Below are 19,170 nucleotides of genomic sequence, written 5' to 3' on the forward strand. Positions count from 1 at the left end.
AACAGCCTTCGGAGCAAGTACAAACTCATCTCCGCCCAAGAGCCGTTCGTGGGCAACCAGCTGGCGCGATTCCGTGACGGGGAGATCACCATCGAGGCAAGCGCTCCGCACATGAGCTTCGAGATGGAGTTGACCTACACTCACGCGGAGCTCCGCGCGCTGCGCGATCGAATGTCGCAGGCCGAGGCCGCCCAAAAACAAAAAATCGAACGATCGAATCTTTGAAGTTGCAACCGCCCCAGCTGCTCGTCGGCGACACGCGCAGACAGCCATCCACAACGGTGAGTGACATGCCCAACGTCCCGACGCCCATCCCTGCGGAGCTGACCAAGATTCGAGACGATCTTGCCGCCGTTCTTGCGCAGGACAAGGCTCAAGAAGAGTTTGACGTCGACACGTGGCTTCAAGAGTGGCTTCGTCTTCCACAACCCGCCCTTGGGGGAGTGCCTCCAATGGAACTACTGGTTACACCGGGCGGAGTTGAACGTGTTGTGCGCATCTTGGGGAGCTTGATGAGCAGTTCGTATCAGTGACTGCTTTCGGCCACAAGCGGTCAAAGCCCCAACTGGGACGATGGCTCGAACAGCGGCGCTGTCCGAGCTGTAGCGAGAACTGTTCTCGGTAGTCCGATTCGGAGAAGGTCGCTAGCTGACGCGCCACCACCAAGTCGACCCGTAGATCGGCAAATCGGCTTGCTGCGACCAGCGGAACTTCTTCCACATGAACTGCTTCGAGGGTCCGCCCAGCTTGGCCTCGTCCGCGAGCCGCTTGAACGCGTCTTCGGTAACCCAAGTTCGTTCTTCCAGATTCAAGGTGGTGAGCTTGGCGGCATAGTTCGCCGCCCGTCCTACCCAAACGATATCGTTACCGCCGCGGACTCCCGTTCGGGTGGCTCTGATGGCGCTCGTGTCAATGCCAACCACCTGCTTCACTTCACGGGCGGTGTCAGGATACTGCCGTTCGAGTGCGGGATTGATCACGTGCTGCACGGCAAAGTTGATCTTGAGCCCGGCGATCGCCGCCGGCGTCGTCTGGCGCTTACCGACCCAGATGCCCATGACTCGGTCGCCATCGTAGGACGTAATCGCACCGCCCTCGTCTCGGATGATGGTTGCGGCGCAGTGCAGGAACGTTTTGTAGATCTCAGCGCTACGCCACCAAGGCTCGGAGTCCACCATGCTGGTGGACCCTTGAAGGTCGGCGTATAGGACCGTAGCGCGGTCGAACTCTACGGCGTCGTTCCCCAAACGCAGGTCCTCAGGAGCCGGCACCACTTGGCCGCTCCGAGTGGCCCACCTGGCCGAGAATATGTCGGCTACCTTGGATTGAAGGTCTGCGAGGCTCGCCATCCATCAATCCCGTGGGCCGGCGGCTAGAATCAGGTCCCGGAGCTGGTTGCAGGCGGGGGCCAGGTAGCTGCGTGCATCGGCGCCGGAAACATAGCGATAGCCGATGGTCGTGAGCCCTGCGAGATCGCTGGGCAACTTCAGCTTGTCCTCCCGGGGCTCCATGAGGAACGCACGCTTGCGCCCCAGAAAGCCGATAAACATGCCGAGCTCGAACACCACGTTGTCGCGAACCGTTGGCCACTCGTCCCCGCGCGTAATGACGGTGTCGTCCGCATGGGCCACGGCAATGGCGAAGTCGGCAAGGTCCAGCTGCCGTTCCAGCTCGTCCAGGGTGTAATTCGACGCGCGGAAGACGCCGTGGTCCCACACCACGGTGAGGAACGGATCGTGCTGAAAGTGATCGACCAAAAGCCGGGTGACTGGAAGCGCTTCCACTGAAGACATGACAAACACCCGGACCTGCGTGCGAGGCTGGGCGATGAGCGCGTTGCGCTGCATCAGGCGTCGCGACAAGGTCGCGACCAAACGCCGCCACACGACGGGATACGTGTTCGCCAAAGCAATGAAGTCCGGCTCCAACACTCGCAGCAACACACCCGGTTCGCGTGCGATCACGGACGCCGAGCGGGGCTGGGTCGGCTCGATGGCCGCCATCTCCCCAACGTGATCACCGGCGTGGCGAATCGCCACCGGTTTGCCGTTGACCACGATGTCGGCGGCACCAGCCACGATGCAATACACCTCGGTATCGGCCGCGCCCTGTTGAATGAAGGCCTCGCCCGCGACCACCGGCTGTAATTGACCGACTTCGGCCAGCCGCTCGGGCAAGCCGTCGATCCCCGCCAGCAGCCTGTGCTCGGCCAAGGCCGCGACCAGCCGTCGGCGCCCGTCTTCCCCCTGAAACCGCTCAATCATCGCCCGCCCTCGCCCCGCATTTGCCGCCCCTTGAAACCGTGATCAGTACCCCATATGTGGGGAGATAAGCGTCAAGTCAAGCCCCATGCGGGATTCGATGGCTGTCGCAGGGGCTGAGACGGCGCCGGATTAGGGTGCTGACATACAGGGGACTTGGAGCGATCGCGACCCGCCCGGTCCACCCATCCGTCGGGCGCGAGGAGACCACACCATGGGCTATAGCTGGAAGGAAGATCGCGCAAAAGAGCGGATCGAAATGCGCTTCGAAGAAGTCCGCAGGGTCGAAATCGTCGACTACAAGCGGGACATGTCGCTGGAGTGTATCCCGGCCAAAAAGGCGTACCGTATGGATGCGGTGCATCTTTACATCGATATCGTCAACCTCGATGAAATCCTCACCTGCACTTCGGTCGAGGGCGAAACCTGCCACAAGCGGACGCTGCGCTTTTTGAACCAGCACTATCGCGCGGTCCATCGCATTATCCTGAAGACCGATGCCATCCGCGTCGATTTCCACAACCAACGGCTGCATGCCGTGGTGGCCAAGCCCTATGGCGAGGACAGCGAACGCGATCGCGTTGCCCATGCCGTCGCAATCGCGCAGCTGGCAGCGGACGTCCTGGCCGAGACCGGCGATGATGACGCGCAGATTCCAAATGCCAAGGTCCGCGTCGGGATCGATAGCGGCCGCGCTCTGGTCGTCAACAACGGCCGGCGGGGCGGCCGCGAACCGCTCTTTCTGGGGCATCCGGCGAACCACGCGGCAAAGTGCGCCAGCGCCGGCACCGCCGAGGGGATCTACCTGACCAACACCGCCCGCGCGGTGATGGGTTTCCCGGTGTTGGCGACGGGCAAGGACCGCACCACCGCCCTGACCGCTGATCAGATCGACACCTGTGTGACAGAGGCCGACCTAGGCGTTTCCAAGGAACAGATCATCAAGGTCTGGCGGGAGGAGCAGGAAGAAACGCCCATCGGCAGCATTGACTTCAGTCGCCCGACTCCGCCCTTGTCCAACCTCGACTTCGACCTGCTGAGCGTCTCGAAAACCAAGCGCTTCGAGGGAGTCTCGGTGTACGCCGACGTCGACGGCTTCTCCGCCTACGTCGACAAGCACCTGGATGACAATCCCGAGGATTTGGTGCGCACGCTTCACGTTATCCGCTCCGAATTGGACGCGGTGACCCACAAGGACTTCAGTGGTCGCCGCTTGCGATTCATTGGCGACTGTCTCCACGGACTCACGCTGGAAGGAACCGCGCAGACCACCGAGGTCGAGGCGACGATCAGCACGGCCACCTTGTGCGCCGGTGCACTCCGCAGCAGCTTCGCCTGCGCCATCGCCCATCTGCACGACGAGGGGGTCGATACGGATGACTTGGGGCTGGCCATCGGTTTTGAGTTGGGCCCTCTCAGCGTCACCCGATTGGGCATGAAAGGAAGCATGCTGCGCTGTGCCACCGGTCGCGCCATCCTGAAGTCCGAGGAGGAACAGCGACGCTGTACTGGCACGGAGACGGCCATCGGTCCGAGCGCCTATGCGGCCGCGCCGAGTGCGGTGCGCACCGTGTTCGGCAGTTCGCGCAAAGCCGATGCCTTGGATTACGACACTGCGGTCACCGAGCTGGCCGCTTCCGGCGATCGCGTGGCCAAGGGCATCCAGTCCGAGGCCTACGCGGCGACCGCTCCTGCCGTCGTCCCAACGCTCAGCCAACCGCTGCGGCCGCACACTGCCAAATGAGTGAACCGGCAGAACCGCTGCACCGACTTGCAAATGTGGCCCCCGAGTTCAGGGCCACGCTTGCCGTGAATGGCAAGCACGCGGTGGCGAACATTACGATCGCCCTGCCGAGCGGCCAGCGCCACATCTTTGCCCTCGACCTGACAGAGGAAGGTGGAAGGGTGTCGGTACGCGAAGCGCCGGTCGGGAATTTATTGCCCGCGTTCTGTCCGGACCGGCATGTCAACAGCGACGGATCATTCTGCCTGGGCTGGGGGGAAGACGACCCCAGCACCATTCTCGACCCGGAGGCCGCACGCAGATGGTGGAGCGTCCTTGTGCGCTTTCTCGCGCATCAGGTGAGTGCCAACAAGCGCCGTGTATGGCCCGGGCGCGAAAACGATCGAGCCCACGGCGCGGCGGCACGCCATCAGGCGGTCGCGGAACCGCTAGCGGCCCAATTCGGCCCCACCTTTGTCGACGACCTTCATGGCGGTTTGCTGTCGACGCGCTTGGACAACCGCCGCCGCAATCCGCGTTTGGAACTGTATCGGGCGGGGCGGCTCATCGCCCGTGTCTCCCTGCACTCGAGGCGCCTTATCCGAGATCGCTTCTTGTGCCCGTGCAATGGGCCGATGGCGTTGCCGACTACTCGCTGCGGAACACACGCGCAGGCACTGGCGAACTTCACGAGCGCGTTGCATTCCTGGCATGAGGAAGAGCGAACTTTCCTAGACAATCTGGTGACCAGCGGACAGCGTTGCTGTGGCACGTTGCGGGAGTGCGGGCTGGCTGCCGCCTGTGCCCGCGTTCGGTCTTTATCCTCCAGAGGTTCCGCGCATGAGCGTCATTCAAGATCCGGCACTCCCCGCCACCATCGATGAACGCGGCCGCCTGCAGGCGGCCTGGAACCAACTGAATCTGGTACTAGGCTTTTTCTCGCGCATCGATGCCAAATTGTCTGTCGTACTCGGCATCAATTTGGGCATGCTCGCCTTGGCAGGAAGTCGCATGCCAGCGATCCACACCATGGACTGGCGGATGCTGCTGATCGCCGCCTCTTTTGCAGCGGCAATTGCGGCGAGCTTCTATCACTTGTGGAAGGGCGCCTTCCCGGATCTAAACGGCGGGACAAGCTCGATTGTCTACTTTAAGAGTATCGCAGGGATGAGCGAGAGTGCATTCCGCCACGCGTACAGCGCGGCGTGCCCGGCGGCACTGGCAAATGACGTACTGAATCAAGTCTGGCGAAATTCCAAGATTCTCGACCGCAAGTTCACTTCACTACGTAGAGCATTCGTGGCAACCATTTGCGCCGTCGCTCCTTGGGTTGTATTGCTGATCGCCCTCCCAGCATCGAGTACGAAGCTGTAGTCGTGGACCAACCCGGCTCGGCGATGGCGTGACCAATTCGCGGTGTCCTGTCACGACGGCATGAATCTGAGCGGCCGCTTTGGGTCGGATGCAGTCCTTCCCTACCCTTGTTAACGCTCCCCCGTACCCTACCTTCCTCACCCCAGCCAGGGTAATTCTATTGACATCGGCACATGATCTAGGTTGATAGGGAAGGCGACCCTGGCGGCAACTGCTGCGAGCGTCACCAAGAGATTTGTGATCTCTTCAAAGGGAGCCTTCGGGCCCGATCATCTCCAACGCGTCGGGGCAGCAATTCCCCCACCGTCGCAAGACGAGGCGCGGCCATCAAGCCGTGCCCGCGTTTAGCCGCACCGGCTTCAGCTTATCCGACTCTCAGGGCATCACACCGGACGACGCCATCCGTCCCGGCTGTTCTACACCTGCAGATTCATCAAGCAGTTCACACCCTTAGGCGGCAGCCCGCTCCGCCGCGCTGCGCGCCCATCGGTGCAACTCCTTCGCGCCGCCGATGACCCAGGCAACACCGCGAAGCCCCTACCAAATTCTGGGAAGCCACGCGCGCGCCGTGTCGTTCTGACCTGCCCCCCGATTTCCGGGCCAACCTGATCTAAGTAGAGTCCGTCTGACGAGAGGACGGACATGAAGAAGCGATACACCGAAGAACAGATCATCGGCTTCCTGAAGCAGGCGGCGGCCGGGACCCCGGTCAAGGAGCTGTGCCGCAAGCACGGCTTCAGCGATGCCTCGTTCTACCTGTGGCGCCGCAAGTTCGGTGGCATGGACGTGCCCGACGCCAAGCGCCTGAAGGCGCTGGAGGCGGAGAACGCCAGGCTCAAGAAGCTGCTGGCCGAGTCGATGCTGGACAACGAAGCGCTGAGGATCGTTGCGCGGGGAAAATACTGAGCCCGCCGGCGCGACGGGCGGCCGTCGCGGACGTGCGGGCGAAGCTGGGGCTGTCGGAACGGAGGGCCTGTCGGGTGCTGGGCCTGTCACGCAGCGTGCTGCACTACGAGCCACGCACGGCCGACGCACCGCTACAGGCGCGCTTGGTCCAGTTGGCCGGTGAGCGGCGCCGGTTCGGCTACAGGCGCTTGCACATCCTGCTGGAGCGGGAGGGCTGGGCGGTCAACCACAAGCGGATCTACCGCCTGTATCGCCGGGCCGGCCTGGCGGTGCGCAAGCGTCGCAAGCGCGAGCGCGTCGCGGTCAAAAGACGCCCACTGCAAGTGCCCTCCGGCCCGAACCACACCTGGTCGATGGACTTCGTGTTCGATGCGCTGGCCAACGGACGCCCCATCAAGTGCCTGACGGTGGTGGACGACTGCACCAAAGAGGCCGTGGAGATCGCGGTCGGCCGCCGGATCAACGGCCAGAACGTGGCCGATATCCTGGAAGCGGTATGCCGCTTTCGAGGCTACCCAGCCGCGATCCGGACCGACCAGGGTCCGGAGTTCACCGGCCGGGCGTTGGACCAGTGGGCCGACGCGAACGGGGTGAAGCTGGTGCTGACCCAGCCTGGCAAGCCGACCCAGAACGCCTACGTGGAGAGCTTCAACGGCAAGTTCCGTGACGAGTGCTTGAACGAAAACTGGTTTGTGTCGCTGGAGCACGCCCGTGCTGTCATCGCGATATGGCGCAAGGACTACAACGAGGTGCGTCCGCACAGTTCGCTGTCCAAGCGCACACCCGCCGAGTTCGCCGCCGCGCTGCGCAACAGCGGTGCCTTGGTCGGTCCAACCGCCGATCGAAACCTGACCCACCGGAGCGATATGCTCCCCAATCAGGACTCTACTAAGTAGCTAGTGGCCCTAAGAATGGGGGCAGGTCAGTTCCACAGCAATTTCGTGCGCGCAACAACATGGAGCCAGACGCAATGAGCAATACCCTCGACCTAAGGAAGGTCTGATCAAAGCGCGCTGATGCTACGAAGGCGGAGCTCGTCGGTGGCGATGATGACTTCGAGCAGCTGGTGGCGCAGGTGGTGGGTTTCGTCGAAGCGCCCGAGGTCGGCCTGAACCTGCCGCTGGATGTGCGCGGCACCGCGTTCCAGCAGCGGGTGTGGCAGGCGCTGCGGGAGATCCCGCCGGGAGACACGGTCAGCTATTCCCAGCTCGCCGAACGGATCGGCGCGCCCAGGTCAGTCCGTGCCGTGGCCCAGGCCTGTGGCGCCAACCACATCGCGGTCGCCGTTCCCTGTCACCGGGTGGTGCGCCGTGACGGCGACATCTCCGGCTACCGCTGGGGCGTCGAGCGCAAGCGCGAGCTGCTGCAACGCGAAGCGCGGGCACGCGCCGGATCCCCATGATGACGCGCTTCGCGCGCCATATCGATGCACTCGACTGGCCGGAGATCAGCGGCCAGCTCGACATGGAAGGCCATGCCGTATTGACCGGCCTGTTCACGGCGGATGTGGCAGGTGATCTGATGCGCAGGGCCGAAGATGGATCGGTATCGCAAAGGACCGACCTCTTCTCCGCGGAGCCTGGAGGTGGCGACCCGCTCTTCTTCGGCCCGGCACTGCCGGAACCCCTGGAGGATCTACGGCAGGCGTTGTATCCGTGATGCTCACCAGACTCGACCCTTGAGCCATCTGAGCCGCTTGCGTGAACACGAGGCCATCGCGCTCTGCACCAGAGCGCAGAGGGCGAACAGGTGTCGGCGCACCGGCCGTTCAAGGGAAGCAGGGGCCACTACCGCGCCGGTTTGATCCGGTTGAAACCCAGGAATCTGATTATTGAAAGGCTGATACGAAACTCATAGTCTGGGCCAGCCGCGATCGATCCCACGTACAGTGGCCGATCCATGCAGGCCGGGAACGCGGCATCTGAAGGCCGGAACCATGATCGCCCCGGAAGACCGGGCGCCCGCCCGAAGGATGAAGCTGGAGGTATCCACATGTTCGGACTGACCGCACTCGAACTGGCGCGTATCCAGTTCGGCTTCACCATCTCGTTCCACATCATTTTCCCGGCCATCACGATCGGCCTGGCCGCGTTCCTCGCGGTCCTCGAGGGCATGTGGCTGTGGAAGAAGGACGACGCCTACCTGGAGCTGTACCACTTCTGGTCCAGGATCTTCGCGGTGAACTTCGCCATGGGCGTCGTCTCCGGCCTGGTCATGGCCTACCAGTTCGGAACGAACTGGAGCTTCTATTCGCAGTTCGCCGGCAGCATCACCGGCCCCCTCCTGGCCTATGAAGTGCTGACCGCCTTCTTCCTGGAGGCCGGTTTCCTCGGCGTCATGCTGTTCGGCTGGAACAAGGTCGGCCGCGGCCTCCACTTCTTCGCCACCCTGATGGTCGCGCTCGGCACCCTGATCTCGGCCACGTGGATTCTGGCCTCCAACAGCTGGATGCAGACACCACAGGGCCACGAAGTGATCAACAACGTGGTGGTGCCCGTGGACTGGATCGCGGTCATCTTCAACCCGTCCTTCCCGTATCGCCTGGCGCACATGGTCACGGCGGCCATGCTGGCGACCGCATTGTTCGTGGGCGCTTCCGGCGCCTGGCACCTGCTTCGCGGAAGCCGGCATCGCGCCGTCAAGCGCATGTTCTCGATGGCGCTGTGGATGGTGCTCTTCACCACGCCGCTGCAGATCTTCATCGGCGACCTGCACGGCCTGAACACGCTCGAGCACCAGCCCGCCAAGATCGCCGCGGTCGAAGGCCATTGGGAGAACATCCCGGGCCAGGGCGTACCGCTGATCCTGTTCGGAATCCCGGACATGGACGCCGAGACGACCCGCTACAAGGTGGAGATTCCGAACCTGGGCAGCCTGATCCTCACGCACAGCCTGGATGGACACTTCCCCGGCCTCAAGGAGTTCGCCGCCGAGGACCGCCCGAACTCGCTGATCGTCTTCTGGGCGTTCCGGATCATGGTCGGCCTCGGGATGCTGATGCTGCTCCTCGGCCTGTACGGGGCGTGGGCGCGCTGGCGCCACCGCCTCTACGAATCGCCGGCCTTGGCCCGCTTCGCGCTCTGGATGGGCCCGTCGGGGCTGATCGCCATCCTCGCGGGCTGGTACGTCACCGAGATCGGCCGCCAGCCCTGGGTGGTCTATGGGCTGATGCGGACCGAGGACGCCGTGTCCAACCATTCGGCCCTCACCCTGTCCGTCGGTCTCGTGGTCCTCGTCGTGATGTACCTGGCCATCTTCGGGATGGGCATCGCCTACGTTCTGAAACTGGTCCGGCAGGGCCCGGCGGCGCTCGGCGGGGACATTGCCGCGCACGGCCCCTCCATCAACCAGAAGCCCGCGCGCCCGCTGTCGGCGGCGGATGCGGTCCTGCCCCCGACCACCGACGCACAGTAGAGCGAGGCGCACCATGGGAATCGACCTCCCCCTGATCTGGTTCCTGATCATCGGCTTCAGCGTGATGATGTACGTGATCATGGACGGCTTCGACCTGGGAATCGGCATCCTGTTTCCCTTCATCCCGGGCCGGGAAGACCGGGACACCATGGTCAACACAGTCGCTCCGGTCTGGGATGGCAACGAGACCTGGCTGGTCCTGGGCGGCGCGGGCCTGATGGCCGCCTTCCCGCTGGCGTATGCCGTGCTGCTGAGCGCGCTCTACATCCCGGCACTGTGCTTCCTGGCCGGACTGATCTGGCGCGGCGTGTCCTTCGAATTCCGTTTCAAGGCGGACGAGGCCCACAAGCCGTTCTGGGACAAGGCCTTCATGGCCGGCTCCTTCGTGGCGACCTTCTTCCAAGGCGTCATGCTGGGCGCGTTCCTGGAAGGGCACCAGGTCGTCGATGGGGTCGCCGTCGGCCACGTGATGAGCTGGCTCACGCCGTTCAGCCTCTTCACCGGGGTCGGCCTCGTCATCGCCTATGCGCTCCTGGGCGCCACCTGGCTCATCCTGAAGACGGAAGGGGACCTGCAGCATCGCGTCATCCGGATGACACGCCCCATCCTGCTGTCCACGCTCGCCGTCATTGCCGCGGTGAGCGCGTGGACGCCACTCGCCCACCCGGCGATCGCGGCGCGCTGGTTCGCCGTTCCGGATTTCCTGTTCTTCGCTCCAGTCCCCCTCCTCGTCCTGGTGGCCGCCTGGGCGATGCTCCGATCGCTGAAGGGCACGCCGCACGCGGTGCCGTTCGTCGGGGCGCTGGCCCTGATGTTCCTGGGCTATTCGGGGCTGGTCATCAGCATCTGGCCGAACATCCTGCCGCCCGAGATTTCCATCCGGGACGCCGCGGCGCCGCCACAGACCCTGGGATTCGCCCTGGTGGGTGCATTGCTGATCATCCCCGTCATCCTTGCCTACACCGCTTGGTCCTACTACGTGTTCCGCGGCAAGGTGAAGGCCGGCGAGGGATATCACTGAAATGGAGAAACCGGTTTCTCCGTCGTATGGCTGGAGCAGGCGGCTGCTGTGGCTGGGCGCGATCTGGGCGTGCAGCATCGCCGTGCTGGGCGCTGCCGCGCTCGTCATGCGCCTGCTGATGCAGGCGGCCGGCATGACGCGATAGGTCCCGTCCCGGCGGCCCGCCCCAACGTCTCCAGGGCCGCTTCCACCCGCGCGTCGAACGGGTGCCCGAAATTGATGCGCACGCAGTTCCCGAAATCCACGGATGCCGAGAACATCGGGCCCGGAGCGATGCTGATGCCAGCGGCCATCGCGGTCCGGTGCAACGCGAGGGAGTCGGTTCCGTCCGGCATTTCCACCCACAGGAAGTAGCCTCCGGCGGGCCGGCTGACGCGCGTGCCTTCCGGAAAAAAGTGGCTGATCGCCTCGATGTACTGGTCGCGGTTCTTGCGCAGGACCAGACGCAGTTCACGCAGGTGCCTTTCATGGCTGCCGCGCTCGAGATAGCGCGCGATGCCGAGCTGTGAGGGAATCGATGTCGCCAGCGACGTGGTCAGCTTCTGCTGGGCGACTTCGCGCAGGAACCTGCCGGGGCTGGTCCAGCCAATACGGTAGCCCGGCGCGAGGGTCTTGGAGAACGAACTGCAATGCATCACCCAGCCGTCGGTGTCGAAGGTCTTCAGCGGCACCGGGCGCTGGTTGTCGAAGTAGAGCTCGCTGTAGACATCGTCCTCGACCAGGGGCACACCGTAACGACTCGCCAGCTCCACCAGCGCCTTCTTCTTGTCCGCGCCCATCGCGCTGCCGAGCGGGTTCTGGAAATTCGTCATCAGCCAGCAGGCCTTCGGTCGATGCCGCACGATGGCAGCCTCCAGCGCGTCGAGGTCAATGCCCTCGCGCGGATCGGTCGCCACCTCGACCGCGTGCAGGCCCAGCCGCTCCAGCACCTGCAGGCAGGCATAGAAGCAGGGAGACTCGACCAGCACGGTATCGCCGGGCTTGCAGACCGCTGCCAGGCAGAGGTTGAGCGCCTCCGTCGCGCCATTGGTCACGATGATCTGGTCAGCACCGATCTGAACGCCATCAATGAGGTAGCGCAGCGCGATCTGCCGACGAAGGGATTTGCTGCCGGGCGCCAGGTCGTCGACAGTCTTCCATGGGTCGAGCTCCGCGGCCGCAACCGCGGTGGCGCGGCCCAGCCGCTTGAGGGGAAACAGCCACGGGCTGGGGAATGCCGAACCCAGTGGTACCACGTCACGAGATGTCGCCGACCTGAGGATCCCGGCGACGAGTTCGCTGATGACCACCGGACGGGCCTCGCCGTCGGGCCGCGACGCCCGGTCGGGCTCCGGCGCCAAGGCTCTTGCGGACTGCGCCACGTAGTAGCCCGAGCGCGGCTTGGCGCGGACCAGCCCCCGTGCTTCGAGCAGGTAGTAGGCCTCGAAGACAGTGGACGGGCTGACGTGGCGACTGGCGCTCGCCTGCCGTACCGAAGGCAGCCTGTCACCGGCTTTCAGAGTGCCGTTCTGGATCGAGGCGGCGATATCGGCCGCGAGCACCTCGTAACGCTTCATGGAATTCCGGCCCGTGGCGCCTCAGCTGATATGGTTTTTTATCGGAAAACTGCTACTGAAAACACTGTGTTGGCAGGCATAGGCTAGCACCTGCCCCGCTCCAGTCACGACGCGAACGCGGTGACGGCGTCCCCTACCCCTGGCGAATCCCCATGAAAACGCTGCTGATCGTCGGCTTCCTCGGCCTGATCCTCTACAACCTTGGGGCCGGGCTCTACTACATGCTGGTCGACAAAGGCACGACCAGACGCACGGTCAACGCGCTGACGCGTCGGATCGCGCTTTCCGTGGTGCTGATCCTGCTGGTCTGTGCAGGCATCTATACGGGGCACATCCAGCCGCATGGCATCCAGGCGGGCTGACCGCATCGGCTTGAGTCCACGGGGCATCTGATACGGTCATAAATCACGTATCTGATTATTACGTATCTGATACGTACTGGGTAGTCTGGGCCGCATCCCCTCCAGCGTCACCCAGTCGCATGAACCCCACCGCACTCCTGCTGGCGACCTTCGTCCTTTCGATCGTCGGACTGTTCGCCTTCATCTGGTCGCTTCGCAGCGGCCTCTTCGACCGCGAGTCCAGCGGCGCCGGCGTGATCTTCGCGCCCGAGGAGATCGGGCGCTACGACGACCCGGCGGAAGGGGTCACGCGCCTGGTGCCGGACGACGCCCGCCAGCAGGCCGAACTCCGCGATCGCGCCGCTGCCGACCGCGCCACCGCCGTGCCGGTGTTCGTGCTCTTCACCTTCGCGGTGGTGTGGCTGCTGGTCGGCTCCGCCGCCGGACTGCTGAGCTCGCTGAAGCTGCACCTGCCCGACCTGCTGGTGGAGCAGGCCTGGCTCACGTTCGGGCGCATGCGCACCATCCACCTCAACGCGGTCGCCTACGGCTGGGCGCCACTTGGCCTGCTGGGACTGGTGGTGTGGCTGCTGCCGCGCCTGCTGCGCACGCCGCTGCGCTACCCGCGCCTGATCATCGCAGGCGCCTTCATCTGGAACGCGGGGCTGGTGGCCGGCCTGGTCGGCCTGGCCAACGGCCTCAATACCGGCATGGAGTGGTTGGAGATCCCCTGGTACATCGGCACCCTGTTCGCGGTCGGCGGCATGATGATCGGGCTGCCGATGGCCTTCATGCTGCGCCGGCGCACGGTCCACCACCTGTACGTCTCGGTCTGGTACATCGGCGCCGCGCTGTTCTGGTTCCCGATCCTCTACATCGTCGCCAACATCCCCGGCCTCCACTTCGGCGTGGAGCAGGCGACGATGAACTGGTGGTACGGGCACAACGTGCTCGGCCTGTTCTACACGCCGATCTCAATCGCCTGCGTCTATTACTTCCTGCCGAAGGTGATCGGCCGGCCGGTGCAGTCCTACAATCTGTCGCTGCTCGGGTTCTGGACGCTCGCGTTCTTCTACGGCCAGGTCGGTGCCCACCACCTGATCGGTGGCCCGATCCCCGAATGGCTGGTCACGCTCTCGATCGTGCAGAGCATGATGATGCTGATCCCGGTGCTGGCGTTCTCCGTGAACCAGCACCTGACGCTGAAGGGGCATTTCGCCCTGCTCAAGCGCTCGCACACGCTGCGCTTCATCGTGTTCGGCGCGATGATGTACACGGTGGCCTCGGTCCAGGGTTCGGCACACGCGCTGCGCTCGCTGAACGCCCTCACCCATTTCACCCACTTCACCGTCGCCCACGCCCACATCGGCATGTACGGCTTCGTGTCGATGGTGCTGTTCGGCGGCATGTACTTCGCGGTGCCCCGGGTGCTCGACGTCACGTGGCCGAAGCCCGCGCTGATCTCCCTCCACTTCTGGCTGGTGGTCGCCGGCTTCGCAGCCTACATCGTGCTGCTCAGCACCGGCGGCGTGCTCCAGGGCCTGGCCCTGCTCGATGGCGCGACACCGTTCATCGAGTCGGTGCGGGTGACGAAGCCCTGGCTGCTCGGTCGCAGCATCGGCGGCGGTCTGATGACGCTGGGGCACATCGTGTTCGCCGTGCACTTCTACCTGGCGCTCAAGGCCGCCGAGCGGCAGCGCCAGGCCGATGTGGCTGCGACAAGCCATGTCCAGCCCGATCCGGCTCCCCTCTCCGCGGCGAACTGAAATGGAAAACGAAATCAAACTCGTGGGCGGCGCGGTGCTGACCTTGGCCCTGGCCACGGCGGCGATGATCGTCGTCCCTTTCATGCAGCTCAAGGACGTGCCGCCGCCCGCCGGGCTCGCGCCCTACACCGAGCAGGAGCTGCGCGGGCGCCAGGTCTACATCGCCAACGGCTGCATCGCCTGCCACACGCAGCAGCCAAGCACCATAGGCGCGGGCCGTGCCGACGCCGTGCGCGGATGGGGGCGCCCGTCGGTGGCCGCGGACTACTTCCACGACCGCCCCACCCTGCTCGGCACCATGCGCACGGGCCCCGACCTGTTCAACGTCGGCGACCGCATCCCGTCGGAGGACTGGCACCACGTGCACCTGTACCAGCCGCGCGCCTACGTTCCGGACAGCACGATGCCCGCCTACCCCTTCCTCTACGAGACCATGGTCGCGGTCGAAGTCCCGCCCGGCCAGTACACCGTGCCGATCCCGGACGCCCATGCGCCCCGCGGCCGGAAAGTCGTACCGACCCGCGACGCCGAGGATCTGGTCGCCTACCTGAAAGCGATGACGCGCCAGTACGACGTGGCCGAACCCCTCGATGCGGCAGCCGCGAAGGCCCTGGCCTCCGAACTCCGCGGACGGACCCGCCAGGAAGACTGACCCATGAACAGCCCCACCCCTTCCAGCCGCGACAACGAAAATCCGGAGCCGCAGGAGCTCAACCGGCCCGTGCCCAAGGTCCTGCTTGCGCTGGTCGCCCTGCTGCTGGTCTGGGCGGTGTACTACATCGTCGCCGACGCACCGGGACTGGAGAGCTCCAGCACCCCGCAGGGTACGCAGCCGACGCCGGCCGCGCCAGCGCCCTCGGCCGACTGACGCGCGCGGCTGCCCGCCGATGCCTACCCACCGCCTCATGAACGCCGGCCTGGCCTTGGGACTCGCCGCCTGGGCGGCGGTGCTGTGGATGCGGATGAACCCGACGCTCGATACCGCGCGCCTCCAGGCGCCGGCGGCCGGGACGTCGGTTCCGCCAGCGCCCCGTCGCTCCGGCTCCCAGCTGTATGCCGCCGAATGCTCAAGCTGCCACCAGAACCGCGGCGAAGGCCGCTTCCCGGTATTTCCGCCGCTGGCGGGTTCATCGCGGGCCAATGGTGATCCCTATCGGTTGGCGGCCATCACCCTGCACGGGCTCAGCGGCCCGATCGAGGCCAACGGCGTGCGCTATTCCGGCCTGATGCCCGGCCTCGCGCATCTCAACGACGAGGAGATCGCGACCGTGCTCAACCACGTCCGCAGTTCCTGGGGCAACGCCGCCGCGCCGCTCCAGGCCGCAGATGTGGCCGCCGTGCGCGGCCTGACCTCCCGCCGCCATGCGCCCTGGACCGCAGCCGAGCTGGATGCTCTGGGCGTGGCCGCGCAGGTGCAGCCATGACCCCGCGGATGCGCCCGACCTGGCTGGCCCTTGCCGCGATCGTCGTCGCGACGTTCTGCGGGCTGCATGCCATGACCCACGGCTTCAGTGCGGTGACCAGCGACGGCGCGCGCCAGCTGGCCATCGCGGAATCGCCCCGGCAGTTGCCCGCGATCGGGCTCGTGGACAGCCAGGGCCGTAAGACCGACCTGCGCGCGGTCGTCGCGGACCATCCGTACACGGTGGTCGCTCTGGTCTATACCCAGTGCACGTCGATCTGCCTGGTGATGGCATCGAGCGAATCCTTCCTGCAGGCCCGTCTGCGGGACGCCGGCATCGAAGAACAGGTGGGCCTGCTGACCCTCAGCTTCGACCCCGCGCGCGACACGCCCGAGGTGCTCGCGCAGTATGCGCGCCGGATCAAGGCCGACAGCGTCACGTGGACGATCGCCACCGTGGCCGACCACGACGATCTCGAACGCCTGCTGGACGTGTTCGATGTGGTCGTCATCCCCGACGGCAACGGCGAGTACATCCACAACGGCGCGCTGTTCCTCGTGGACGGTGACGGCCGCATGTTCGAGGCGCTCGCGCCCGACGCCGCCGACCTGGCGTTCGAACGTCTCGCCGCGCTGGTGCGATCCCCATGAGCCGCGCAGTCGTCACGGCGCTGGCACCAGGCGTCGCGCTCGCGGGCCTGGCCCTGTTGCAGCCCTGGCTGGAGCAGCGGATGTTCACCCACATGGTGGTGGAGCTGCCGCTGCTGTTCGCCATCGGCTGGTGGCTGGCGCCGGTCCGCACGGGGACCGGCCCGGCCTGGCTCAGGCAGGTCAACGCCCTGGGCCTGTCCGGATTCACGCTGGCCCTGGCCATCTCCACGGTGTGGATGCTGCCACTGGCACTCGACGCGGCCGTGCTCGAGCCGGCCGTGGGCCTGGCGAAGGTCGTCTCGGTCGTGCTCTCGGGCTGGCTGGTCCGCCTTTCGCTCCGCGCCGCGTCCGTCGTGGTCCAGTCCTTCTTCGTCATCAACTGGGCCTGGATGACCGCGACCGCCGGCGTGCTGTACCAGGAGGCACCACAACGCCTGTGCAGCACCTATCTGCTCGGCGACCAGACCTGGACCGGCATCGGCCTGGTGGCGCTAACCGTGGTGGTCATCGCCATCTGGATGACGCTCGCCTTCCGTACCGGACCACGCGGCGCTGCGCGGACCGCCGTCAACAACCACCGTCCAACCCCGCTCCCGACACCGTGAACACGATGGATCACCCCAGCGCCCTGAAGCTCCATGGCTTCAACAACCTCACCAAGTCGCTGTCGTTCAACATCTACGACGTGTGCTATGCCGCCACGGCCGAGGCCCGGCGGCGCTACATCGAATACATCGACGAGCAGTACAGCTCGGAGCGGATGACGGGAATCCTGACCGACGTGGCGTCGATGATCGGGGCCACCGTGCTCGACATTTCCCGGCAGGACTACGATCCGCAGGGTGCATCGGTGGCCATGCTGCTGGCGGAAGACTCCATGGATGCGCACGCCCCGCCGACCCTCCCGCGCACAGGCCTGGGCCACCTGGACAAGAGCCACATCACCGTCCACACGTACCCGGAATCCCATCCGGCGAACGGGATCGCGACCTTCCGAGCCGACATCGATGTCGCCACCTGCGGGCTGATCTCGCCCCTCAAGGCGCTGAACCACCTGATCGACAGCTTCGAATCGGAAATCGTCGTCATCGACTACAAGGTGAGGGGATTCACCCGCGACGTCGATGGCAGGAAGCACTACATCGATCACCCGATCGCCTCGATCCAGCAGTACCTAGAGCCGAGGATCAGGGCCAGTTACGACATGATCGACCTCAACATGATCTCCGAGAACGTCTTCCACACCAAGATGAAGCTGCGGCACTTCGACATGGACCGCCACCTGTTCGAAGAGGGTCCGGCGGGCACGCCGCGCAGGTCCATGAAGGCCGTGGAAGCGCTGCTCAACCGGGAGATGCTCGAGCTGTACCACGGGCGCAACCTCCCCGTAGGCGCGCGGACCTGAGGTGCGGTCTCCAGACCATCGGCACGACGCCTCGCCCATGGACGAGGCTTCGCAGCTGGATCCGCGGCAGCGCCGCATACTGGTCGAGGCGATCGCGGCAGCGGGTGGGCTGCGGCTGTCGCGGCCGGACTTCGAGGAGGAGGCCCGCCAACTGTTCGAGGACGTCCCCGGACTCGAGACCGCGTCCTCGGCGGTCATCGATGCGCTGGTCGAGTCCCTGTGGGCCGGCTATCGCGCGGTCGCGATCAGAGCCCGACTGACGTCCTCCCGATAATTCAGACCAGCCAGAAGTAGAGGATTCGGCGACACTCAGGCCCCAGGAGGCCCGTCGCCATGAAGAAGTCGAAGTTCACCGAAGAGCAGATCGCGTTCGCCTTGAAGCAGGCCGAGTCCGGCACCCGTGTCGAAGAGGTGTGCCGCAAGATGGGCATCTCCCAAGCGACGTTCTACGCCTGGCGCAAGAAGTTTGGTGGCTTGGGGGTATCCGAGCTGCGTCGGCTCAGACAGCTCGAAGAGGAGAACCGCAAGCTCAAGCAACTGGTTGCCGACTTGAGCCTGGACAAGGCCATGCTGCAGGACGTGCTGACAAAAAAGCTCTAAGGCCCGCGCAGCGCAAGGCGCTCGTGGGCCATTTGATTGATCGATACCGGGTAGGCGTCCGTCGGGCTTGCCACGTGGTCAAACAGAGCCGTGCGGCGTGGTACTACAAGCCCAGGGAAAAGGATGATGGGCCACTGCTTCGGCGGATCGAAGAGATCGCCGCCACCCGTGTCCGTTACGGCTTCTGGCGGATCTTCGTGCTATTGCGTCGAGAAGGCTGGACGGACAACCACAAGCGCGTAGCGACTGTATTGCCAGGCCGGGCTCAACCTTCGGCGCAAGCGGCCGCGCCGGCGCAAGGCTGCAGCTCATCGCATGGAGCGGCCCGTACTGACCGCTCCCAACCAGTGCTGGAGCATGGACTTCGTGGCCGATGCGCTCTTCGACGGCCGTCGATTCAGGAGCCTGACGATCGTGGACAACTTCACCAAGATGAGCTTGGCCATTGAGGTGGACCAGAAGCTCAAGGGCGAAGACGTCGTTGCCACGCTTGAAAGGCTGCGCAACGAGATCGGCGTGCCCGAGCGAATCCAGGCCGACAATGGCAGCGAAGGGTTCTACCCCGAAATCACGGACGGTTGTGAAAGAGCTGAGAACTTCTGATCCTGCCTGGCGACCCTACGTCGCATCCTCGGGTTGTGGAATCGCTCGATGTATTCGAACACATCGGACCTTGCAGCATCGAGTGTCGGATACGTCATGCGGTAAACGCGCTCGCGCTTGAGCAGGCCGAAGAAGCCTTCGCAGGCT

The 19,170-nt window shown here is 64.9% G+C and carries 23 protein-coding genes and 2 pseudogenes; 21 read left to right on the forward strand and 4 right to left on the reverse strand.

Annotation, left to right across the window (positions count from 1 at the left end):
* Positions 1 to 225, forward strand: a 225-nt coding sequence (locus ABS45_RS16260; RefSeq protein WP_291557527.1) for a hypothetical protein, incomplete at its 5' end; no start/stop codon positions are given.
* 65 nt (positions 226 to 290) lie between these two features.
* Positions 291 to 533 (forward strand): MbcA/ParS/Xre antitoxin family protein, encoded by a 243-nt coding sequence (locus ABS45_RS16265; protein ID WP_291557530.1) that lies wholly within the window; start codon positions 291 to 293, stop codon positions 531 to 533.
* Between the two features lie 111 nt (positions 534 to 644).
* Here the strand turns inward: ABS45_RS16265 and ABS45_RS16270 are convergent, their stop codons facing one another.
* Both ABS45_RS16270 and ABS45_RS16275 read right to left on the reverse strand, forming a co-directional pair.
* Positions 645 to 1,178 (reverse strand): adenylate/guanylate cyclase domain-containing protein, encoded by a 534-nt coding sequence (locus tag ABS45_RS16270; RefSeq protein ID WP_291557533.1) that lies wholly within the window; start codon positions 1,176 to 1,178, stop codon positions 645 to 647.
* Positions 1,179 to 1,352: 174 nt separating this feature from the next.
* On the reverse strand, positions 1,353 to 2,264 hold the full coding sequence (locus ABS45_RS16275) for a TIR domain-containing protein (protein WP_291557535.1): 912 nt from the start codon (positions 2,262 to 2,264) through the stop codon (positions 1,353 to 1,355).
* 211 nt (positions 2,265 to 2,475) lie between these two features.
* Here ABS45_RS16275 and ABS45_RS16280 point away from each other — a divergent pair, with 211 nt between their 5' ends.
* From ABS45_RS16280 to ABS45_RS16320, 9 genes and pseudogenes are all read left to right on the forward strand, one after another.
* Positions 2,476 to 4,005, forward strand: coding sequence for an adenylate/guanylate cyclase domain-containing protein (locus ABS45_RS16280; RefSeq protein ID WP_291557538.1), 1,530 nt, complete (start codon positions 2,476 to 2,478; stop codon positions 4,003 to 4,005).
* The gene (locus ABS45_RS16285) at positions 4,002 to 4,868 is read left to right on the forward strand and encodes an E2 domain-containing protein (RefSeq protein ID WP_291557542.1); all 867 of its coding nucleotides are present in this window, start codon (positions 4,002 to 4,004) and stop codon (positions 4,866 to 4,868) included. Before ABS45_RS16280 ends, ABS45_RS16285 begins: the two co-directional genes overlap by 4 nt.
* A complete protein-coding gene (locus ABS45_RS16290) occupies positions 4,825 to 5,358 on the forward strand; it encodes a Pycsar system effector family protein (RefSeq protein ID WP_291557545.1) in 534 nt (177 codons plus the stop codon). The genes ABS45_RS16285 and ABS45_RS16290 overlap by 44 nt, the downstream gene beginning before the upstream one ends.
* Before the next feature lie 642 nt (positions 5,359 to 6,000).
* Positions 6,001 to 7,160, forward strand: a protein-coding gene (locus ABS45_RS16295) for an IS3 family transposase (protein ID WP_291557548.1) whose coding sequence is annotated in 2 segments (ribosomal slippage) — positions 6,001 to 6,259 and positions 6,259 to 7,160 — 1,161 coding nt in all. Because the reading frame shifts where the segments join, the coding sequence is not laid out codon by codon here.
* A gap of 128 nt (positions 7,161 to 7,288) precedes the next feature.
* Positions 7,289 to 7,666 (forward strand): annotated as a pseudogene (locus ABS45_RS16300) (methylated-DNA--[protein]-cysteine S-methyltransferase); the annotation flags it as partial.
* On the forward strand, positions 7,663 to 7,923 hold the full coding sequence (locus tag ABS45_RS16305) for a hypothetical protein (RefSeq protein ID WP_291557551.1): 261 nt from the start codon (positions 7,663 to 7,665) through the stop codon (positions 7,921 to 7,923). The pseudogene ABS45_RS16300 and the gene ABS45_RS16305, both read left to right, overlap by 4 nt.
* A 333-nt stretch (positions 7,924 to 8,256) precedes the next feature.
* Positions 8,257 to 9,678: a cytochrome ubiquinol oxidase subunit I gene (locus ABS45_RS16310; RefSeq protein ID WP_291557554.1), complete on the forward strand. Its 1,422-nt coding sequence runs from the start codon at positions 8,257 to 8,259 to the stop codon at positions 9,676 to 9,678.
* Positions 9,679 to 9,691: 13 nt separating this feature from the next.
* The gene (cydB, locus tag ABS45_RS16315; protein ID WP_291557557.1) at positions 9,692 to 10,699 is read left to right on the forward strand and encodes a cytochrome d ubiquinol oxidase subunit II; all 1,008 of its coding nucleotides are present in this window, start codon (positions 9,692 to 9,694) and stop codon (positions 10,697 to 10,699) included.
* Position 10,700: 1 nt separating this feature from the next.
* Positions 10,701 to 10,844 carry a DUF2474 domain-containing protein gene (locus tag ABS45_RS16320; RefSeq protein WP_291557560.1) on the forward strand — a complete coding sequence of 48 codons (144 nt, stop codon included), beginning with the start codon at positions 10,701 to 10,703 and terminating at the stop codon, positions 10,842 to 10,844.
* Here ABS45_RS16320 and ABS45_RS16325 read toward each other — a convergent pair.
* Complete coding sequence (locus ABS45_RS16325; RefSeq protein WP_291557563.1) at positions 10,804 to 12,255, reverse strand: PLP-dependent aminotransferase family protein; 1,452 nt, start codon at positions 12,253 to 12,255, stop codon at positions 10,804 to 10,806. The two genes, ABS45_RS16320 and ABS45_RS16325, sit on opposite strands and share 41 nt — an antisense overlap.
* A 152-nt stretch (positions 12,256 to 12,407) precedes the next feature.
* Here ABS45_RS16325 and ABS45_RS16330 point away from each other — a divergent pair, with 152 nt between their 5' ends.
* From ABS45_RS16330 to ABS45_RS16375, 10 genes and pseudogenes are all read left to right on the forward strand, one after another.
* Positions 12,408 to 12,617, forward strand: a complete 210-nt coding sequence (locus tag ABS45_RS16330) for a twin transmembrane helix small protein (RefSeq protein WP_291557566.1) — start codon at positions 12,408 to 12,410, stop codon at positions 12,615 to 12,617.
* Between the two features lie 119 nt (positions 12,618 to 12,736).
* A complete protein-coding gene (locus ABS45_RS16335; RefSeq protein WP_291557569.1) occupies positions 12,737 to 14,362 on the forward strand; it encodes a cbb3-type cytochrome c oxidase subunit I in 1,626 nt (541 codons plus the stop codon).
* A gap of 1 nt (position 14,363) precedes the next feature.
* Positions 14,364 to 15,014, forward strand: a complete 651-nt coding sequence (locus tag ABS45_RS16340; protein WP_291557572.1) for a cbb3-type cytochrome c oxidase subunit II — start codon at positions 14,364 to 14,366, stop codon at positions 15,012 to 15,014.
* Between the two features lie 3 nt (positions 15,015 to 15,017).
* Positions 15,018 to 15,230, forward strand: coding sequence for a hypothetical protein (locus ABS45_RS16345; protein WP_291557574.1), 213 nt, complete (start codon positions 15,018 to 15,020; stop codon positions 15,228 to 15,230).
* A 37-nt stretch (positions 15,231 to 15,267) separates the two neighbouring features.
* Positions 15,268 to 15,786, forward strand: coding sequence for a cytochrome c (locus ABS45_RS16350; protein WP_291557577.1), 519 nt, complete (start codon positions 15,268 to 15,270; stop codon positions 15,784 to 15,786).
* Positions 15,783 to 16,415 carry an SCO family protein gene (locus ABS45_RS16355; protein ID WP_291557580.1) on the forward strand — a complete coding sequence of 211 codons (633 nt, stop codon included), beginning with the start codon at positions 15,783 to 15,785 and terminating at the stop codon, positions 16,413 to 16,415. The genes ABS45_RS16350 and ABS45_RS16355 overlap by 4 nt, the downstream gene beginning before the upstream one ends.
* Positions 16,412 to 17,020 (forward strand): hypothetical protein, encoded by a 609-nt coding sequence (locus ABS45_RS16360; protein WP_291557584.1) that lies wholly within the window; start codon positions 16,412 to 16,414, stop codon positions 17,018 to 17,020. The genes ABS45_RS16355 and ABS45_RS16360 overlap by 4 nt, the downstream gene beginning before the upstream one ends.
* A gap of 5 nt (positions 17,021 to 17,025) precedes the next feature.
* Positions 17,026 to 17,820: an adenosylmethionine decarboxylase gene (gene speD, locus ABS45_RS16365; RefSeq protein WP_291557587.1), complete on the forward strand. Its 795-nt coding sequence runs from the start codon at positions 17,026 to 17,028 to the stop codon at positions 17,818 to 17,820.
* A gap of 37 nt (positions 17,821 to 17,857) precedes the next feature.
* Positions 17,858 to 18,094, forward strand: coding sequence for a hypothetical protein (locus tag ABS45_RS16370; RefSeq protein ID WP_291557590.1), 237 nt, complete (start codon positions 17,858 to 17,860; stop codon positions 18,092 to 18,094).
* Positions 18,095 to 18,153: 59 nt separating this feature from the next.
* Positions 18,154 to 18,969 (forward strand): annotated as a pseudogene (locus tag ABS45_RS16375) (IS3 family transposase); the annotation flags it as partial.
* A gap of 8 nt (positions 18,970 to 18,977) precedes the next feature.
* Here the strand turns inward: ABS45_RS16375 and ABS45_RS16380 are convergent.
* The coding region (locus ABS45_RS16380; protein ID WP_291557593.1) for an IS3 family transposase at positions 18,978 to 19,170 on the reverse strand (193 nt) is incomplete at its 5' end.

Source organism: Comamonas sp. SCN 65-56, assembly GCF_001724135.1.
Lineage (GTDB): Bacteria > Pseudomonadota > Gammaproteobacteria > Burkholderiales > Burkholderiaceae_C > Comamonas_C.

What these genes read in the sequence shown, in the direction of transcription:
- ABS45_RS16330 (WP_291557566.1), top strand. Translation starts at nt 12,408, where the DNA reads ATGAAAACGCTGCTGATCGTCGGCTTCCTCGGCCTGATCCTCTACAAC.
- ABS45_RS16305 (WP_291557551.1), top strand. Translation starts at nt 7,663, where the DNA reads ATGATGACGCGCTTCGCGCGCCATATCGATGCACTCGACTGGCCGGAG.
- ABS45_RS16360 (WP_291557584.1), top strand. Translation starts at nt 16,412, where the DNA reads ATGAGCCGCGCAGTCGTCACGGCGCTGGCACCAGGCGTCGCGCTCGCG.
- ABS45_RS16325 (WP_291557563.1), bottom strand. Translation starts at nt 12,255, where the DNA reads ATGAAGCGTTACGAGGTGCTCGCGGCCGATATCGCCGCCTCGATCCAG.
- ABS45_RS16320 (WP_291557560.1), top strand. Translation starts at nt 10,701, where the DNA reads ATGGAGAAACCGGTTTCTCCGTCGTATGGCTGGAGCAGGCGGCTGCTG.
- ABS45_RS16335 (WP_291557569.1), top strand. Translation starts at nt 12,737, where the DNA reads ATGAACCCCACCGCACTCCTGCTGGCGACCTTCGTCCTTTCGATCGTC.
- ABS45_RS16345 (WP_291557574.1), top strand. Translation starts at nt 15,018, where the DNA reads ATGAACAGCCCCACCCCTTCCAGCCGCGACAACGAAAATCCGGAGCCG.
- ABS45_RS16270 (WP_291557533.1), bottom strand. Translation starts at nt 1,178, where the DNA reads ATGGTGGACTCCGAGCCTTGGTGGCGTAGCGCTGAGATCTACAAAACG.
- ABS45_RS16285 (WP_291557542.1), top strand. Translation starts at nt 4,002, where the DNA reads ATGAGTGAACCGGCAGAACCGCTGCACCGACTTGCAAATGTGGCCCCC.
- ABS45_RS16340 (WP_291557572.1), top strand. Translation starts at nt 14,364, where the DNA reads ATGGAAAACGAAATCAAACTCGTGGGCGGCGCGGTGCTGACCTTGGCC.
- speD (WP_291557587.1), top strand. Translation starts at nt 17,026, where the DNA reads ATGGATCACCCCAGCGCCCTGAAGCTCCATGGCTTCAACAACCTCACC.
- ABS45_RS16290 (WP_291557545.1), top strand. Translation starts at nt 4,825, where the DNA reads ATGAGCGTCATTCAAGATCCGGCACTCCCCGCCACCATCGATGAACGC.
- ABS45_RS16310 (WP_291557554.1), top strand. Translation starts at nt 8,257, where the DNA reads ATGTTCGGACTGACCGCACTCGAACTGGCGCGTATCCAGTTCGGCTTC.
- ABS45_RS16370 (WP_291557590.1), top strand. Translation starts at nt 17,858, where the DNA reads ATGGACGAGGCTTCGCAGCTGGATCCGCGGCAGCGCCGCATACTGGTC.
- ABS45_RS16350 (WP_291557577.1), top strand. Translation starts at nt 15,268, where the DNA reads ATGAACGCCGGCCTGGCCTTGGGACTCGCCGCCTGGGCGGCGGTGCTG.
- ABS45_RS16355 (WP_291557580.1), top strand. Translation starts at nt 15,783, where the DNA reads ATGACCCCGCGGATGCGCCCGACCTGGCTGGCCCTTGCCGCGATCGTC.
- ABS45_RS16280 (WP_291557538.1), top strand. Translation starts at nt 2,476, where the DNA reads ATGGGCTATAGCTGGAAGGAAGATCGCGCAAAAGAGCGGATCGAAATG.
- ABS45_RS16265 (WP_291557530.1), top strand. Translation starts at nt 291, where the DNA reads ATGCCCAACGTCCCGACGCCCATCCCTGCGGAGCTGACCAAGATTCGA.
- cydB (WP_291557557.1), top strand. Translation starts at nt 9,692, where the DNA reads ATGGGAATCGACCTCCCCCTGATCTGGTTCCTGATCATCGGCTTCAGC.
- ABS45_RS16275 (WP_291557535.1), bottom strand. Translation starts at nt 2,264, where the DNA reads ATGATTGAGCGGTTTCAGGGGGAAGACGGGCGCCGACGGCTGGTCGCG.